The sequence below is a fragment of the Allobrachymonas denitrificans DSM 15123 genome, from assembly GCF_900110225.1.
Lineage (GTDB): Bacteria > Pseudomonadota > Gammaproteobacteria > Burkholderiales > Burkholderiaceae_C > Brachymonas > Brachymonas denitrificans.
Window position 1 is genome coordinate 469,781 of sequence record NZ_FOCW01000001.1, and the last position, 15,438, is coordinate 485,218.

General features: G+C 65.1%; 15 protein-coding genes. 8 read left to right on the forward strand and 7 right to left on the reverse strand.

The window, feature by feature from the left end:
* The first annotated feature begins 218 nt into the window (after positions 1-218).
* Positions 219-1,073 carry a DMT family transporter gene (locus tag BMW28_RS02220; RefSeq protein ID WP_200785738.1) on the forward strand — a complete coding sequence of 285 codons (855 nt, stop codon included), beginning with the start codon at positions 219-221 and terminating at the stop codon, positions 1,071-1,073.
* A gap of 235 nt (positions 1,074-1,308) precedes the next feature.
* On the opposite strand, the gene groL is transcribed toward BMW28_RS02220, so the two are convergent.
* The 3 genes from groL to BMW28_RS02235 all read right to left on the reverse strand — a co-directional run bounded on the left by groL (position 1,309) and on the right by BMW28_RS02235 (position 4,118).
* Positions 1,309-2,946: a chaperonin GroEL gene (gene groL / locus BMW28_RS02225; protein WP_091813291.1), complete on the reverse strand. Its 1,638-nt coding sequence runs from the start codon at positions 2,944-2,946 to the stop codon at positions 1,309-1,311.
* A 48-nt stretch (positions 2,947-2,994) separates the two neighbouring features.
* Positions 2,995-3,285, reverse strand: coding sequence for a co-chaperone GroES (gene groES / locus BMW28_RS02230; RefSeq protein ID WP_091813295.1), 291 nt, complete (start codon positions 3,283-3,285; stop codon positions 2,995-2,997).
* A gap of 263 nt (positions 3,286-3,548) precedes the next feature.
* The gene (locus BMW28_RS02235; RefSeq protein ID WP_234969946.1) at positions 3,549-4,118 is read right to left on the reverse strand and encodes a C40 family peptidase; all 570 of its coding nucleotides are present in this window, start codon (positions 4,116-4,118) and stop codon (positions 3,549-3,551) included.
* A gap of 198 nt (positions 4,119-4,316) precedes the next feature.
* Here BMW28_RS02235 and BMW28_RS02240 point away from each other — a divergent pair, with 198 nt between their 5' ends.
* Positions 4,317-5,663: a ferredoxin reductase family protein gene (locus BMW28_RS02240; RefSeq protein ID WP_091813301.1), complete on the forward strand. Its 1,347-nt coding sequence runs from the start codon at positions 4,317-4,319 to the stop codon at positions 5,661-5,663.
* A 54-nt stretch (positions 5,664-5,717) separates the two neighbouring features.
* Complete coding sequence (locus BMW28_RS02245; RefSeq protein ID WP_200785701.1) at positions 5,718-6,668, forward strand: 1,4-dihydroxy-2-naphthoate polyprenyltransferase; 951 nt, start codon at positions 5,718-5,720, stop codon at positions 6,666-6,668.
* Positions 6,669-6,719: 51 nt separating this feature from the next.
* On the opposite strand, the gene BMW28_RS02250 is transcribed toward BMW28_RS02245, so the two are convergent.
* Positions 6,720-8,129: an N-acetylmuramoyl-L-alanine amidase gene (locus tag BMW28_RS02250; RefSeq protein ID WP_091813306.1), complete on the reverse strand. Its 1,410-nt coding sequence runs from the start codon at positions 8,127-8,129 to the stop codon at positions 6,720-6,722.
* On the reverse strand, positions 8,126-8,602 hold the full coding sequence (tsaE, locus tag BMW28_RS02255) for a tRNA (adenosine(37)-N6)-threonylcarbamoyltransferase complex ATPase subunit type 1 TsaE (RefSeq protein WP_091813308.1): 477 nt from the start codon (positions 8,600-8,602) through the stop codon (positions 8,126-8,128). Before tsaE ends, BMW28_RS02250 begins: the two co-directional genes overlap by 4 nt.
* Before the next feature lie 74 nt (positions 8,603-8,676).
* Here tsaE and queG point away from each other — a divergent pair, with 74 nt between their 5' ends.
* The 3 genes from queG to xerD all read left to right on the forward strand — a co-directional run bounded on the left by queG (position 8,677) and on the right by xerD (position 11,922).
* Positions 8,677-9,750 (forward strand): tRNA epoxyqueuosine(34) reductase QueG, encoded by a 1,074-nt coding sequence (queG, locus tag BMW28_RS02260; protein WP_091813311.1) that lies wholly within the window; start codon positions 8,677-8,679, stop codon positions 9,748-9,750.
* A 119-nt stretch (positions 9,751-9,869) separates the two neighbouring features.
* On the forward strand, positions 9,870-10,847 hold the full coding sequence (locus BMW28_RS02265; protein WP_091815378.1) for a tripartite tricarboxylate transporter substrate binding protein BugE: 978 nt from the start codon (positions 9,870-9,872) through the stop codon (positions 10,845-10,847).
* 130 nt (positions 10,848-10,977) lie between these two features.
* On the forward strand, positions 10,978-11,922 hold the full coding sequence (xerD, locus tag BMW28_RS02270; protein ID WP_091813313.1) for a site-specific tyrosine recombinase XerD: 945 nt from the start codon (positions 10,978-10,980) through the stop codon (positions 11,920-11,922).
* A gap of 12 nt (positions 11,923-11,934) precedes the next feature.
* Here the strand turns inward: xerD and BMW28_RS02275 are convergent, their stop codons facing one another.
* On the reverse strand, positions 11,935-12,735 hold the full coding sequence (locus tag BMW28_RS02275; RefSeq protein ID WP_091813316.1) for a crotonase/enoyl-CoA hydratase family protein: 801 nt from the start codon (positions 12,733-12,735) through the stop codon (positions 11,935-11,937).
* A 143-nt stretch (positions 12,736-12,878) separates the two neighbouring features.
* On the reverse strand, positions 12,879-13,703 hold the full coding sequence (locus BMW28_RS02280; protein ID WP_091813319.1) for a ferritin-like domain-containing protein: 825 nt from the start codon (positions 13,701-13,703) through the stop codon (positions 12,879-12,881).
* A 54-nt stretch (positions 13,704-13,757) separates the two neighbouring features.
* Between BMW28_RS02280 and BMW28_RS02285 the strand changes: the two genes are divergently transcribed.
* Both BMW28_RS02285 and hslO read left to right on the forward strand, forming a co-directional pair.
* Entirely contained in the window at positions 13,758-14,282 is a 525-nt protein-coding gene (locus tag BMW28_RS02285; protein WP_091813322.1) for a gamma carbonic anhydrase family protein, read from the forward strand.
* Positions 14,283-14,360: 78 nt separating this feature from the next.
* A complete protein-coding gene (gene hslO, locus BMW28_RS02290) occupies positions 14,361-15,350 on the forward strand; it encodes an Hsp33 family molecular chaperone HslO (protein ID WP_091813324.1) in 990 nt (329 codons plus the stop codon).
* The last annotated feature ends 88 nt before the right edge of the window (positions 15,351-15,438 follow it).

Genomic DNA, 15,438 nt, shown 5'->3' on the forward strand with positions numbered 1-15,438 from the left:
GGCAGATGACGCACGTTGTGCGCATCTGCCTTTATTTTTGGGGCTACGTGATGGCTTCTTGATGCATTGGTCTGCTTCGTGCAGAAAAGGCGAAAAAGCGATTTTTTGCCGGAAACGGCGGGGAGGTCATCCGTTGTTCCCATAATTTCGTGCATCGACCGGCGGGATGGCGTTGCCGGCATGGGCGAGTGAATCCGACAAGGGAAATGAACATGTCACTGACAACGGGATTGATGTTTCTGGGTACGAGCGTGGTGTGCAGCGTGTCTGTGGGGGCGCTGCTCAAGGCCGGGCGGGCCAGGGGGCTGGATGCGCGGCAGGCGATCTTCATGAACTATGTGGTGGCATCGACGCTGTGCTTTCTGCTGCTCAAGCCGGACCTGGCGAAGCTGCTCAGCCCGGAGCAGCCGGTGGGCATTTTCCTGGCGCTCGGGGTGTTGCTGCCCACCATCTTCCTGGCACTGGCCAAGTCGGTGCAACTGGCCGGCATCGTGCGTACCGATGCGGCGCAGCGGCTGTCGCTCATCATCCCGCTGCTGTCGGCCTTCGTGATCTTTGGCGAGCAGCTGACCGAACGCAAGATGCTCGGTGTGGCGCTGGCCTCCACGGCGCTGCTGTGCCTGCTGTGGAAGCCGTCCAAGGGCGGCAGCGGCAAGGGCGGAGCCTGGCTGTGGCCGCTGGTGGTGCTGCTGGGTTATGGCGTGATCGATGTGCTGTTCAAGCAGATGGCCAAGGCGGGCGCGGCATTCTCCGGCGGTCTTCTGTCGGCCTTTGTGCTGGCGGGCGTGCTGATGCTGCTGTATCTGGCCGCAAGCAAGACGCGCTGGGGGCTGGGGCATCTGCTGACCGGCATCCTGCTCGGAGCCCTCAACTTCGCCAACATCTACACCTACATCCGTGCGCACCAGAGCCTGCCGGGCAACCCGGCGCTGGTGTTCTCGGTTATGAACATGGGGGTGATCGTGCTGGGCACGCTGGTGGGTGCCATGGCCTTCCGTGAGCCGCTGAGCAAGCTCAACCTGCTGGGGGTGCTGCTGGCGCTCGGCGCGATCTTCGTGATGGTGCCGCGCTGAGACGTAGGGCAGTGCGCGAGGCGTAAGATCAAAGCGTCCCAGCCTTGTCCAATTTGGCGTATCTGCACGGGCAGCAGGCCTGAAGGCTTTGGAATGGGCGAGAGCGCAATACAGTCTTCGCAGTTCAAATGTCTGGCCTATGGTCAAAAGAAAAAACCCGCAGGGCTCGCGCGCTGCGGGTTTTCTCTTGCGGGGGAGGGCAAGGCGTAAACCTTGCCCGGGCCAGCGCGGCTGATTACATCATGCCGCCCATGCCCCCCATGCCCCCCATGTCAGGCATGGCCGGTGCGTCTTCCTTCGGCATTTCAGCAACCATGCACTCGGTGGTCAGCATCAGGCTGGCCACGGAAGCGGCGTTCTGCAGAGCAGTACGGGTCACCTTGGTGGGATCCAGGATACCCATCTCGATCATGTCGCCGTAGGTGTGGTTGGCAGCGTTGAAGCCGAAGTTGCCCTGGCCTTCCAGCACCTTGTTCACCACCACGCTCGGCTCGTCGCCGGCGTTGGCCACGATCTCGCGCAGGGGCGCTTCGATGGCCTTGAACACCAGCTTCACGCCGGAGTCCTGGTCGTGGTTGTCGGTCTTGACTTCACCCACGGAAGCGCGGGCGCGCAGCAGGGCCACGCCACCGCCGGCCACGATGCCTTCTTCCACGGCAGCGCGGGTCGCGTGCAGGGCGTCTTCCACGCGGGCCTTCTTCTCTTTCATCTCGACTTCGGTGGCAGCGCCCACCTTGATCACGGCAACACCGCCGGCCAGCTTGGCCACGCGTTCCTGCAGCTTCTCGCGGTCGTAGTCGGAAGTGGCTTCCTCGATCTGGATGCGGATCTGCTTGACGCGTGCCTCGATGTCGGCAGCAGCGCCGGCGCCGTCGATGATGGTGGTGTTTTCCTTGCCCACTTCGATGGTCTTGGCCTGGCCCAGGTCGGCCAGCGTGACTTTCTCCAGGGACAGGCCCACTTCCTCGGCAATCACCTTGCCGCCGGTCAGGATGGCGATGTCTTCCAGCATGGCCTTGCGACGGTCGCCGAAGCCCGGAGCCTTGACGGCCACAACCTTCAGGATGCCGCGGATGGTGTTGACCACCAGCGTAGCCAGCGCTTCGCCATCGACGTCTTCAGCGATGATCAGCAGCGGACGGCCAGCCTTGGCCACGGCTTCCAGCACGGGCAGCAGGTCGCGGATGTTGCTGATCTTCTTGTCGAACAGCAGCACGAAGGGGTTCTCGAGGTTGGCAACCTGCTTCTCGGGGTTGTTGATGAAATAGGGGGACAGGTAACCGCGGTCGAACTGCATGCCTTCCACGACGTCCAGCTCGTTCTGCAGGGACTTGCCGTCTTCCACGGTGATCACGCCTTCCTTGCCGACCTTGTCCATGGCGTCAGCGATGATCTGGCCGATGGATTCGTCGGAGTTGGCGGAAATGGAGCCGACCTGGGCGATTTCCTTGGAGGTGGTGGTGGGCTTGGAGGCGGCCTTCAGCTGCTCGACCAGAGCGGCGACAGCCTTGTCGATGCCGCGCTTCAGGTCCATCGGGTTCATGCCGGCGGCCACGTACTTCATGCCTTCGCGCACGATGGCCTGGGCCAGCACGGTGGCAGTGGTGGTGCCGTCACCGGCGTTGTCGGAGGTCTTGGAAGCGACTTCCTTGACCATCTGGGCGCCCATGTTCATGAGCTTGTCCTTCAGCTCGATTTCCTTGGCCACGGACACGCCGTCCTTGGTCACGGTGGGGGCGCCGAAGGAGCGCTCCAGCACCACGTTGCGGCCTTTCGGGCCCAGGGTGGTCTTGACTGCGTTGGCCAGGATGTTCACGCCTTCGACCATGCGGGCACGGGCGTCAGCACCGAAAACTACGTCTTTAGCTGCCATTTTTCAAATTCTCCAGATATTCAGTATGTGCGTTATGCGGGGATGGGATTACTGCTCGACCACGGCGAACAGGTCGTCTTCCTTCATCACCAGCAGTTCTTCGCCGTCGACCTTGACGGACTGGCCGCTGTACTTGCCAAACAGCACGCGGTCGCCCACTTTCACGTTCAGGGCAATCTGCTCGCCCTTGTCGTTGCGCTTGCCGGGACCGACAGCCAGCACTTCGCCCTGGTCGGGCTTTTCGGTGGCTGCATCGGGGATCACGATGCCGGAGGCAGTCTTGGTTTCGTTTTCCAGACGCTTGACGATCACGCGATCGTGCAGGGGACGCAGGTTCATGGAATCTCCTTGGAAGATAAAACGGTTTAAGCGCGTAAAAAAATCGGAGGCGCCAGACAGGGCTGTCGCCAGCGTGCGGCAGGCATTGTTAGCACTCGACCGCGACGAGTGCTAATGATAAGGGTGTTGGCCGGAGTTTCAAGGGGGGCTGTTACAAATTCACCCTTGGGGGCAGGGGAAATGCATCGTCAGCCCTGTACCGGCTGGCGCCGGAACTGCAGGGGCTGGCTGGATCGAGCCAGACCAGCCGGCTACGGCGGGATTTACAGGAACACGGTGCGACCACCGTCGAAGCGGGGCGCGAAGTAGCTGTTGTCGATGCGGTCGGTGCGTACCACGCCACCGCTGGAGGGGGCGTGCACGAACTGGCGGTTGCCGAGATAGATGCCCATGTGCGAGAAGGAGGTGCCGGAGGTGTTGAAGAACACCAGATCGCCGCGCTGCAGCTGCCCGATATCGCGTGGCAGGCTGGCACGGGCCCATTGCGCCGTGCTGCGCGGCAGGGCGCGGCCGGCAAAGCCGCTGAACACATACTGCACCAGGCCGCTGCAGTCAAAGCCGCCTTCCAGCGTGTTGCCGCCGTAGCTGTAGGGTACGTTCACGGCCAGCAGGGCGCGGGCCACGGCTTCTTCGCGCAGGGTGGCATCGATCTGCACCGGGTTGATCACGGCAACTTCGGGCGTGCTGGTGCGCAGGGGGACGGTGCCTGCAGGCCCGGAGCGGCGACGCTGGCTGGTACGGGTCTTGCGCGGAGCCGATCCGCAGCCGGCCAGCAGGCTGGCGCCTGCCAGCAGGGCCAGGCCGGAGCCAAGCAGCATGCGGCGTGAAGCCATGGCGTCAGGTGAAGATTCCGGATCTGAAGCAGGTTTGCAGGTAAGCATTGCAACTCCTGATTTTATATATGGTTGTGGTTGTAGCACGCTGTTGCATTCTTGCCAATGCCTGGCTGCCCGAGTCAGGCTTTTCAGCAACTCTTCAGACCGCGTCGCTAGACTGGAAAGAGAACCCAATGACAAAGAAAGGCACGTGATATGACACGCATACGCATGGCGTTGTGGGGCAGTCTGGTGGTATTGACCGGCTTGTGGCTGCTGGCCGATACCCTGTGGCCGCAGCCTTTTGGCTATTTCCCGTTCCGCACCGTGTTCATGCAGTACAGCGGTGTGATTGCCTTCGGCGCGATGACCATTTCCATGGTGCTGGCAACCCGCCCGAAGTGGCTGGAGCGCCCGCTGGATGGTCTGGACAAGATGTATCGCCTGCACAAGTGGCTCGGCATCACGGCGCTGGTGACCAGCGTGGTGCACTGGTGGTGGGCCCAGGGCACCAAGTGGATGGTGGGCTGGGGCTGGCTGGTGCGACCGGCACGCGGCCCGCAGGGAGGGCCCGGACGGGACGGCGCGATGACGCTGGAGCACTGGCTGCGCACGCAGCGCGGGCTGGCCGAATCCCTGGGAGAGTGGGCGTTCTATGCTGCGCTGATCCTGATGGTGCTGGCGCTCATCAAGCGTTTCCCGTATCACTGGTTTGCCCGCACCCACAAGTGGCTGGCGGCTGCCTATCTGGTGCTGGCCTGGCATACCTTGGTGTTGTTCAAGTATGACTACTGGTCACAGCCCATCGGCTGGGTGATGGCCCTGATGCTGGTGGCTGGCACGGTTTCTGCCGTGCTGGTGCTGCTGCGCAAGGTGGGTGCCGGTCGCAAGGTAGAGGGTACTGTCGAATCGCTGCGTTATTTCGAGCCACTGCAGGTGCTGCGCACCAGCATCCGCATGCAGCCCGGCTGGAAGGGACACCAGGCAGGGCAGTTTGCGTTCGTGCAGGGTGCCAGGGATCTGGCCCATCCGTTCACCATGGCGTCGTCCTGGGATCCGGTACGCCAGACCATTGTCTTTGTGACCAAGGCGCTGGGCGACCATACCTCGCAGCTGCATGAGGTGCTCCGCGAAGGCGATACCGTGACCGTGGAAGGCCCGTACGGCTGCTTCACTTTCGACGACGACAAGCCGCGGCAGATCTGGATCGGTGCCGGTATCGGCATCACGCCCTTCATTGCACGCATGCAGCAGATGGCACGTGATCCTGAAGCTTGGAAGGTGAAGGTCGACCTGTTTCATCCGACGGCCGACTACGATGAGAATGCGATTGCCATGCTGGAGGCCGATGCGCTGGCGGCTGGTGTCAGGCTGCATGTGCTGGTGGACAAGCGTGATGGCCTGCTGACGGGTGAGCGCATGCGCCAGGCCGTTCCCGACTGGGAAGATGCCAGCCTCTGGTTCTGCGGGCCGACAGCTTTCGGGCGGGCATTGCGCGCGGATTTTGTCGGCAAGGGGATACGTGCCAGCGATTTCCACCAGGAACTGTTTGCCATGCGCTGAAGCGGGCGAGCGGCGGGCCGGCAGCAGGCGCGCGGGGTTTTCTACAATGGGCACATGGTTGCCACGAGAAACTCACCGCCGCAAGCCGGCACTGTCCTGGATTCTGCTGCAGCGGCGCTGACTCCGGCGCCTCCCTCTCCCTTGCAGGCTTGGGTGCTGGCGGCGCGCCCCCATACCCTGGGCGTGACCCTGGCGCCCGTGCTGGCGGCCTGTGTGCTGGCCTGGCAGGAGCAGGGACGCTGGCATGCCGGCATCGCCCTGTTGACGCTGCTGGCAGCCATGCTGATCCAGATCGGGACCAATCTGCTCAACGATGTGGGCGATTTCGAGCGCGGCGCGGATGGATCCGACCGTCTCGGCCCGCAGCGAGCGACGGCCATGGGCTGGCTGAGTGCGCGGCAGGTGCGCCGGGCCGGGCTGGGCGCGCTGGCCACGGCATTCCTGCTCGGTATCGTGCTGGCGTTTGCCGGAGGCTGGCCCATCGTGGTGCTTGGCCTCGGGGCGCTGCTGTGTGGCTGGGCCTACACCGCCGGCCCCTGGCCGATTGCCTACAGCGCGTTCGGCGAGGTGTTTGTCTGGGTGTTCTTCGGACTGGCGGCGGTGCTGGGCACCTATTTTCTGCAGGTAGGCACCCTGAGCAGTGCGGCCTGGTTGATGGGGCACATGATGGGGGCTTTCGCATCGGCCGTCATGCTGGTGAACAACACGCGCGATGCGGCTACTGATGCCCGCGTGGGCAAGCGCACGCTGGCGGTGCGGCTGGGACTGGGTGGCAGCAGGGCACTGTATGCCACCTGCCTGGCCTTGCCATTCCTGCTGCTGCCCTGGGTGGGCGTGCGCTGGCACTGGCTGCCGTTGCTGGCCTTGCCGCTGGCTGCGACGCTGGTGTGGCGTTTTGTCCGGCAGGAGCCGGGGCGCGGGCACAACCTGATTCTGGCGCGCACGGCGCAGCTGCAGTTGCTGTTTGCCGTGCTGTGGAGCCTGGGGCAGGTGCTGGCTAGTTGAGTGTTGTTGCCGTACCGGCTTTGGCCGGGAGGACGGCGTATGCTGCCCGGCTTACACCGCCCGGCTGCGGGCCAGCGGCGGGTTGCGCGCAAAGTAGCCCTGGATCCCGCGCATGAGCGAGTTGGCCATGGAACGCTGGTAGGCCGGATCACGCAGCTTGGCTTCTTCGCCGGGGTTGCTGACAAAGGCCGTTTCCACCAGCACGCTAGGAATGTCCGGCGCCTTCAGCACGGCAAAGCCGGCCTGCTCCACGCGGGGCTTGTGCAGGCGGTTGATCTTGCCGATCTCGCCCAGCATGGCGCCACCGAGACTGAGGCTGTCGCGGATCTGGGCCGTGGTGCTCATGTCGAGCAGGGCACGCTGCACCAGCGTATCGCGGCTGCGCACGTTCAGACCACCCACCAGATCGGCCTCGTTTTCCTTGTTGGCCAACCAGCGCGCTGCGCTGCTGCTGGCGCCGCGCGAGCTCAGCGCATACACGCTGGAGCCGTTGGCCTGGGGCGTGATGAAGGCGTCGGCGTGGATGCTGATGAACAGGTCGGCCTGCACACGGCGCGCCTTCTGCACGCGCACGTGCAGGGGCACGAAATAGTCGCCATCGCGCGTGAGGAAGGCGCGCATGGGGTTGCCATTGACGCTGCTGCCGTTGATGCGGTCGCGCAGCAACTGGGCGATGCGCAGCACCACGTCTTTCTCGCGTGTGCCGTTGGGGCCGATGGCGCCGGGGTCCTCGCCCCCATGGCCAGGGTCGAGCGCCACGATGATCAGACGGTCGGTCTTGCGGCCGGTGCGGATGGCCGGAGGCTCTGCCGGTGCGGGTCGCGAGGGAATGACGGGGGGCTCGGTCCGGCGCACAGGCGGTGTGGCCGATGCCACGCGGGGCGGCTCCTGGCGCTGGCCGCGGCCTGCAATGAAGTCGGCAATCACGTCGCGCCCGGATGTGGGTGGCGCCGGCACCGGAGAAGGGGCGGCAGGAGCGGGTGCCGCCAGCGCCACCGCGTCCTCCCGGCTGCGCTCGGCGATCAGCTGCTCCAGCGTATCCACCGGCTTGCGGTTGGGGTACAGGTCGAACACCAGCCGGTTCTTGTAGGCGGCCACGGGCGCCAGACTGAAAACCTGCGGCGAGATCGGCTGCTTCAGGTCGATCACGATGCGCACGACTTCGGGTGTGTATTGCCCGACGCGGATGCGGGCCACGTTGGGATCGTCGGCTGGCACCTTGCTGACCAGATCGCGCAGCGTCTGGTTGAGTTCGAGGCCGGTGATGTCCACGGCCAGGCGCGGCGGATCCTGCACCGGGTTCTGGGTGTATTTGAGCGGCTGGTCGGATTCCAGCGTGATGCGGGTGTATTCGGGCGCGGGCCAGATGCGCACGGCCACCAGGCTGGCGGCGTTGGCCAGGCGCGACACTCCGGCGAGCACCAGGCCGGTAAGCTGGACGATCTGCCTGCGTTGGATCATGAAACTTCCTGCAAGAGTGCGGCGCCAGCGGCGGTTGGCGCCTCGATGACAACTTCGCGCACATCATCATCCAGCGTCTGCAGGTGCAGTACCCAGTCGGCCTGCGGCAGCATGCCTGCGGCCTTGTCCGGCCATTCCACCAGCTTCAGCCCGGGCGTGGCGAAGATGTCGCGCAACCCTGCATCTTCCCATTCCCGCGGGTCGCCGAAGCGGTAAAAATCAAAATGCCACACTTGCACACACGGGGTTACATAGGGCTCGACCACCGCATAGGTGGGGCTCTTGATGCGGCCGGTGACGCCCAGCCCGCGCAAGAGGTGGCGTACCAGCGTGGTCTTGCCGGCGCCCAGGTCGCCATGCAGCAGGACCACCATGTTCGCGCTGGCAGGTTGTTGCAGCCAGTGCTGCGCGAGCCGTGTGGCGAAGGCGGAAGTGGCGGCCTCGTCGGCCCAGCGGAAGGTTTTTACAATCATCCTGTTGGTTTGCGAGTGTGCGCGAAAGCCCTTGCGCGCGCAGCTTGCCGCATTTTGCACGACACTGCCACGCGATGACTCCCGAAGCCCTATTGTCCACCATCCGCAGTCAGGCCGAGGCCCTGGGCTTTGCCCGCATCGGTGTGGCCGATGTGGACTTGGCGAGCGCGGAGGCGGGCCTGCTGGCCTGGCTGGAGGCGGGCTTCCATGGCAGCATGGACTACATGGCCAACCACGGCCTGCGCAGGGCGCGGCCCGCCGAACTGGTGCCGGGGACGGTGCGCGTGATCACGGCGCGCATGGACTATCTGCCGGCGGCCACGCCCGATGACTGGCGCGAGCGCGAATTGCAGCGGCTGACGCAGCCTGGCGAAGCGGTGGTGTCGGTCTATGCCCGGGGGCGCGACTATCACAAGGTGGTGCGTGCGCGGCTGCAGAAGCTGAGCGACCAGATCGCGGCGCTGGTCGGGCCGTTCGGGCATCGCGTGTTCACCGATTCGGCGCCGGTACTGGAGGCCGAACTGGCCAGCCGCAGCGGGCAGGGCTGGCGTGGCAAGCACACGCTGGTGCTGAGCCGCGAGGCAGGGTCGACCTTCTTTCTCGGCGAGATCTACGTGGATTTTCCGTTGCCGTTGACGGAGCCGGAGCCGGCGCACTGCGGCCAGTGCACGGCCTGTATCGATGCCTGCCCGACCGGTGCCATCGTGGCGCCGTACCGGCTGGATGCGCGGCGTTGCATCTCCTACCTCACCATCGAGCATGCCGGCAGCATCCCCGAGGACATGCGCCCGCTGCTGGGCAACCGCATCTACGGTTGCGACGACTGCCAGCTGGTGTGCCCCTGGAACAAGTTTGCCCGGCGCAATGCCTTGCCCGATTTCGAAGAGCGGCACGGGCTGGGGCATGCCCAGCTGCTGGAGCTGTGGGGCTGGACCGAGGCCCAGTTCCTGCAGCGTACCGAAGGCAGCCCGATCCGGCGCATCGGCCACGCGCGCTGGCTGCGCAATATCGCCGTGGCGCTTGGCAATGCGCTGCGACAGGCATCTGCTGCCGAGCGGGAGACGATTCGTGCGGCACTGGTGCAGCATGCGGATCATCCGGACGCCGTGGTGTGCGAAACCGTGCAATGGGCCTTGCAACAGGTATGATTCCCGATCGGGGTGATTTGCCGGCTCGTTGCAAAAATCCGCACTTTCCCTGACGACCGTTCGGCCGGTGTGCCGGCAAGATGCACGAATCCATCAACACTGATCAAGAGGAGTCGTCGATGATCAAGCGTCGTTATCTGGGCCTGGCGGCCGTGGCAGTAGGCTGTGGCCTGGGGGTGTCGGTTGCGCAGGCACAGGCCTATCCGGAAAAGCCGGTGCGCCTGGTGGTGCCGTTTGCCGCAGGAGGCACGACCGACATCGTGGCGCGTGTGGTGTCCGAGCCCATGGGCAAGGCGCTGGGCAAGCCGGTGGTGGTCGAGAACAAGGCGGGAGCCGGTGGCATCGTGGGCACGGCAGAAGTGGCCAAGCAGAAGCCCGACGGCTACAACCTGGTGGTGGCCACCGTCTCGTCCACGGCGGCGAATCCGGCCATCAACCCGGCCACGCCCTACAACCCGCTGACCGACTTCACGCCCATCATCAACATGGCGGCCACGCCCAACGTGATTGCGGTGCATCCGAGCTTCCCGGCCAAGGATTACAAGGCGTTCGTGGCTGAGTTGCAGAAGAACCCGGCCAAGTATTCCTACGCCTCTTCCGGCGCGGGCGGCATCGGCCACTTGCAGACCGAGCTGTTCCTGCAACTGGCCAAGGTGAAGATGACGCACATTCCCTACCGCGGTGCCGGTCCGGCGCTGAACGACGTGGTGGCGGGCCAGGTGCCGGTGATTTTCGACAACCTGCCTTCCGCGCTGCCCTTCATCAAGGCAGGCAAGCTGGTGCCCATCGTGGTGGCCGCACCGAGCCGCATCAAGGGCCTGGAAAAGGTGCCCACCTTCAAGGAAGTGGGGCTGGAGCCGGTCAACCGCATGGCCTATTACGGCGTGATGGGACCGAAGGGCCTGCCCAAGGACGTGGTGAGCAAGGTGCACGCCAGCGTCTCGCAGGCGCTGAAGGATCCGGCCGTGCGCAAGCGCATCGAGGATACCGGCTCGCAAATCATCAACAACTCGCCCGAGCAGTTTGCCGCACAGATCAAGGCCGAGTATGCGGTGTACAAGCGGGTGGTGGATACGGCGAAGCTGAAGCTGAACTGATTGCTCGCCACGCAGGGATCGGGAGAGGGCAGGGCGACTGGAAGGCTCCTGCCCTTTTTCGTGGGCGGATGGGGTGGGCTCGTGAGCGGTGGCGATCTTGCCTCGGCAACCGGCACTGCATAATCCGGCCATGGCCAGAACGCAGCCCGCATCCAACCCCTTGCCGTCCCAGGAGACCAACGCTGTTGACGCATTTGTCGATGCCTTGTGGCTGGAGGATGGCCTGTCTGCCAATACGCTGGCGGCTTACCGACGCGACCTGACGCTGTTTGCGCAATGGCTGCAAACGCAGAAGCCGCCGTGCGCGCTGGATGCCGTATCCGAATCGGCCATCAACCTCTACCAGGGGCATTTGTTCACCACCGGCAGCAAGGCGACGACAGCCAACCGCAGGCTGACGGTGCTCAAGCGCTACTACCGCTGGGCCGTGCGCGAGCATCGCATCCAGCAGGATCCCACCCTGCGCCTGCAGGCTGCCAGGCAGCCGCTGCGCGTGCCCAAGAGCCTGAGCGAGGCGCAGGTGGAGGCCTTGCTGGCCGCACCGGATGTGTCCACCGCCCTGGGGCTGCGTGATCGCACCATGCTGGAGTTGCTTTACGCCAGCGGCCTGCGCGTGAGCGAACTGGTGGGGCTCAAGCTCTTCCATATCAGCCTGAATGATCGCGTGCTGCGCATCACCGGCAAGGGCAGCAAGGAGCGGCTGGTGCCCTTCGGCGACGTGGCGCACGACTGGCTGCAGCGCTATCTGGCCCATGCGCGCCCGGAGTTGCTGGCAGGGCATCAGACCGATGCGGTCTTCGTGACCGTGCGCGGCGCCCATCCCGGTGAAGCGATGACGCGCGCCATGTTCTGGCATCTGGTGCGCAAGTACGCGCTGCAGGCCGATATCCGTGCGCCGCTGTCGCCGCACACCCTGCGCCACGCCTTTGCCACGCACCTGCTCAACCATGGTGCCGATCTGCGCGCGGTGCAGATGCTGCTGGGCCATGCCGATATCAGCACTACCACCATCTACACGCACGTGGCGCGCGAGCGACTCAAGCAACTCGTGGCCAAACACCACCCGCGCGGTTGAGCGCAGAAAGAATTACGAGCCGGTATAGGTTCCGGGACGCTTTTCCAGCAGTGCAGCCACGGCCTCCGCATGGTCCTGCGTATGGTGGGCCAGCGCCTGCATCGAGGCCGACAGTTCCAGCAGGCTGTCCAGCCGCATGTGCTGGCCTTCGCGTAGCAGACGCTTGCTCATGCGCACGGCCTGCGGCGGGTTGACAGCGATGCGTTGTGCCAGTTGGCGGGCGCTGTCCAGCAGCTGTTCAGGCTCCACGACGCGCGACACCAAGCCCCAGGCCAGTGCCGTCTGCGCGTCGATCGGTTCGCCGGTAAAGGCCATCTCGCTGGCGCGCGACATGCCGACCACGCGCGGCAGCAGCCAGGCACCGCCGTCGCCGGGAATGATGCCGATCTTGGCAAAGCTCTCGGCAAACTGCGCCTTGGTGGAAGCGATGCGGATATCGCACATGCAGGTCAGGTCGCAGCCGGCGCCGATGGCGGGGCCGTTCACGGCAGCAATGGCCGGCACTTCCAGCTCCCACATGGCACGCGGAATGCGCTGGATGCCGTGGCGGTAGCCGTTGCGGATCTGCGTCGGCGAGCCACCGAACATGCCGGTGCGGTCGCGCATGTGCTTGACGTTGCCGCCGGACGAAAACGCGCTGCCGGCGCCCGTCAGGATCACCACGCGCACGCTGGCATCGCCATTGATGCGGTGCACGGCCGCCTCGAAGGCGTCGATCATGTCCGGTTCGGAAATCGGGTTGCGCAGGTCGGGGCGGTTCATCGTCAGCGTGACGATGGAGCCGTCCTGTTCGTAGAGCAGGGCGTCGGTCATGGGGTCTCCTTGGGGATGATTGCTGGTTCTATTGTGCCTGCTGGAAGAGGGCTTTCTGCAGTGCAAGGGGGCGAACGCGCCGGCCATGCATCGCGCATCCGTGCCCGCCGATGGGATGTGAGCAAACGGGCGCGGACGATGCCTTACACGCCCATGCCCAGCAGATAGTCCAGTTCCGCCTGGGTGAACCCCGCCTGCTTGCGCGCAGCCTCGTTGAAGGGCGGTTTCAGCCGCGGCGCTGCATAGCGTTCCACCAGGAGGCCGTAATGCGGCACCGCATCCAGCCCGTCGCGTTCGCACAGCCAGCGGTACCAGTGGTTGCCGATTGCCACATGGCCGATCTCGTCGCGCAGGATGGTGTCGAGCAGGGTGGCCGTGGTCTGCGCATCTTCCGCAGCCATGGCGCGCAGGCGCTTCTGGATCAGCGGCGTGGCATCCAGCCCGCGCGCCTCCAGCGTGCGCGGCACCAGGGCCATGCGTGCCACGATGTCGTCGGCCGTCTTCTCGCACATGGCCCACAGACCATCGTGCGCCACAAAGTCGCCGTACTTCCAGCCCATGTGCAGCAGGTGTTCGTGCAGCATGGTGAAGTGCTCCGCCTCTTCCTGTGCCACACGCAGCCAGTCGCGGTAGAACTGCTCCGGCATGCTGGCGAAGCGCCACACGGCATCCAGCGCCAGGTTGATGGCGTTGAACTCGATATGCACCACGGCATGCAGCAGGGCGGCGCGGCCTTCGACGGTGTGCGCGCTGCGCTGCGCCACCTCACGCGGATGTACCAGCTGCGGCAGGGCCGGGCGCCCCGGAATGGCGCCGGGTGCGGCCTGCGCGATCTGCTCCGGACTGGCAGCAGGGTCGATGGACAGCGTGCCCTCCCTGAGCTGCGCGGACAGCGCAAACACCGCCTGTACCTTGGCGGCGGGATCGGTCAGACTCAGGGCGGCGCGGGCGGCTTGGCGTACACTCATGCCCAGAATTCTAGGCGCGCCGCGCCCCGCATGATTTGACCGGAGACAGACACCATGGCCATTTACCAGCTCGATGACAAGACCCCCCAGATTGCCGACTCCGCGTGGGTGGCGGACAACGCCGAAGTGATGGGCGATGTGCGTCTGGGCGAGAACGTCAGCATCTGGTTCAACACCACGCTGCGTGGCGACAACGACCCGATCACCATCGGCGACGGCAGCAACATCCAGGACGGCAGCGTGCTGCACACCGATGAAGGCGTGCCACTCACCATCGGCCGCAATGTGACGGTGGGCCACATGGTCATGCTGCACGGCTGCAGCATCGGCGACGAAAGCCTGATCGGCATTGGCGCCATCGTGCTCAACGGTGCGAAAATCGGCCGCAACTGCCTGGTCGGCGCCGGCGCGCTGGTGACCGAAGGCAAGGAGTTCCCCGACGGCAGCATGATCCTCGGCAGCCCGGCCAAGGTGGTGCGCCAGCTCACGCCGGAGCAGATCGAAGGTTTGCGCTACAGCGCGCAGCACTATATCGACAATGCCAAGCGCTACAAGCAAGGCTTGAAGAAGGTCGGCTGAGCCTCATTTACGGGTTTTGGGCAGCCTGTTGGCGGGTTGCCGGTGCCTGCGAGGCACAGAGTTTGATTGGCGGTCCCCATGTCCCAGATCCAGAAGTTCCTTTTTGACGGCCTGCCGGTGCGCGGCGTTGCCGTGCGCCTGACCGATGCCTGGCAGGAAGTCGTGCAGCGCCGCGCTGCCAATACCGAAAGCGGTCCCTATCCCGCGCCCGTGGTGCAGCTGCTGGGCGAAATGACGGCAGCCGCCGTGCTGATGCAGTCCAACATCAAGTTCAACGGTGCGCTCATCCTGCAGATGCAGGGTGACGGCCCGGTGAAAGTGACCGTGGCGGAAGTGCAGCCCAGCCTGGCCGTGCGCGCCACGGCTTCCATCGTGGGCGAAGTGACGCCCGGTGCCGGTCTGGTGCAGCTGGTGAACCAGCATGGCGCCGGCAAGTGCGCCATCACGCTGGACCCCAAGGACCGCCTGCCCGGCCAGCAGGCCTACCAGGGCGTGGTGCCGCTGGCGGACGAGCACGGCGCACCCCTGGTGCACGTGGCGGACGTGCTGCAGCACTACATGCGTCAGAGCGAGCAGCTGGACACCACGCTGGTGCTGGCGGCCAATGACCAGGTGGCCGCCGGCATCCTGATCCAGCGCCTGCCGCTGGAAGGCGAGGCCAACCTGGCGGGCAGCACTGCTGCACCCACGGACGAGGCACGTGAAGAGGCCGCCGAGAGCTACAACCGCATCGTCACCCTGGCGCAAAGCCTGCAGCAGCAGGAGCTGCTGGAGCTCGACATCGACACCATCCTGCATCGCCTGTTCTGGGACGAGAAGCTGCTGCGTTTCATGCCGTCCTCCAGCGACCCCGTGCCGCACTTTGCCTGCACCTGCAGCCACGAACGCGTGGCCGCCATGCTGCGTAATCTGGGCAAGGAAGAGGCCGATGCCATTGTGGCCGAGCAGGGCCTGATCGAGGTGGGCTGCGAGTTCTGCGGACGCCAGTACCAGTTCGACAAGGTGGAAGTGGCGCAGCTGTTCAAACCGGCGGCGGCGCAGCCTCCGGGTAGTGACGCGGTGCACTGAACGCCTGTTGGCACTGGTCTGAACGGGCAAGCACAGCCCTGCTTTAGTCTGATGCCGGATGCCGGATGCCGGATGCCGGATGCCGGAT

Bases quoted from the DNA above. Each gene is read 5' to 3' on its own strand.
- groL (WP_091813291.1), bottom strand. From the start codon at position 2,946: ATGGCAGCTAAAGACGTAGTTTTCGGTGCTGACGCCCGTGCCCGCATG.
- groES (WP_091813295.1), bottom strand. From the start codon at position 3,285: ATGAACCTGCGTCCCCTGCACGATCGCGTGATCGTCAAGCGTCTGGAA.
- BMW28_RS02235 (WP_234969946.1), bottom strand. From the start codon at position 4,118: ATGGCTTCACGCCGCATGCTGCTTGGCTCCGGCCTGGCCCTGCTGGCA.
- BMW28_RS02240 (WP_091813301.1), top strand. From the start codon at position 4,317: ATGACACGCATACGCATGGCGTTGTGGGGCAGTCTGGTGGTATTGACC.
- BMW28_RS02245 (WP_200785701.1), top strand. From the start codon at position 5,718: ATGGTTGCCACGAGAAACTCACCGCCGCAAGCCGGCACTGTCCTGGAT.
- BMW28_RS02250 (WP_091813306.1), bottom strand. From the start codon at position 8,129: ATGATCCAACGCAGGCAGATCGTCCAGCTTACCGGCCTGGTGCTCGCC.
- tsaE (WP_091813308.1), bottom strand. From the start codon at position 8,602: ATGATTGTAAAAACCTTCCGCTGGGCCGACGAGGCCGCCACTTCCGCC.
- queG (WP_091813311.1), top strand. From the start codon at position 8,677: ATGACTCCCGAAGCCCTATTGTCCACCATCCGCAGTCAGGCCGAGGCC.
- BMW28_RS02265 (WP_091815378.1), top strand. From the start codon at position 9,870: ATGATCAAGCGTCGTTATCTGGGCCTGGCGGCCGTGGCAGTAGGCTGT.
- xerD (WP_091813313.1), top strand. From the start codon at position 10,978: ATGGCCAGAACGCAGCCCGCATCCAACCCCTTGCCGTCCCAGGAGACC.
- BMW28_RS02275 (WP_091813316.1), bottom strand. From the start codon at position 12,735: ATGACCGACGCCCTGCTCTACGAACAGGACGGCTCCATCGTCACGCTG.
- BMW28_RS02280 (WP_091813319.1), bottom strand. From the start codon at position 13,703: ATGAGTGTACGCCAAGCCGCCCGCGCCGCCCTGAGTCTGACCGATCCC.
- BMW28_RS02285 (WP_091813322.1), top strand. From the start codon at position 13,758: ATGGCCATTTACCAGCTCGATGACAAGACCCCCCAGATTGCCGACTCC.
- hslO (WP_091813324.1), top strand. From the start codon at position 14,361: ATGTCCCAGATCCAGAAGTTCCTTTTTGACGGCCTGCCGGTGCGCGGC.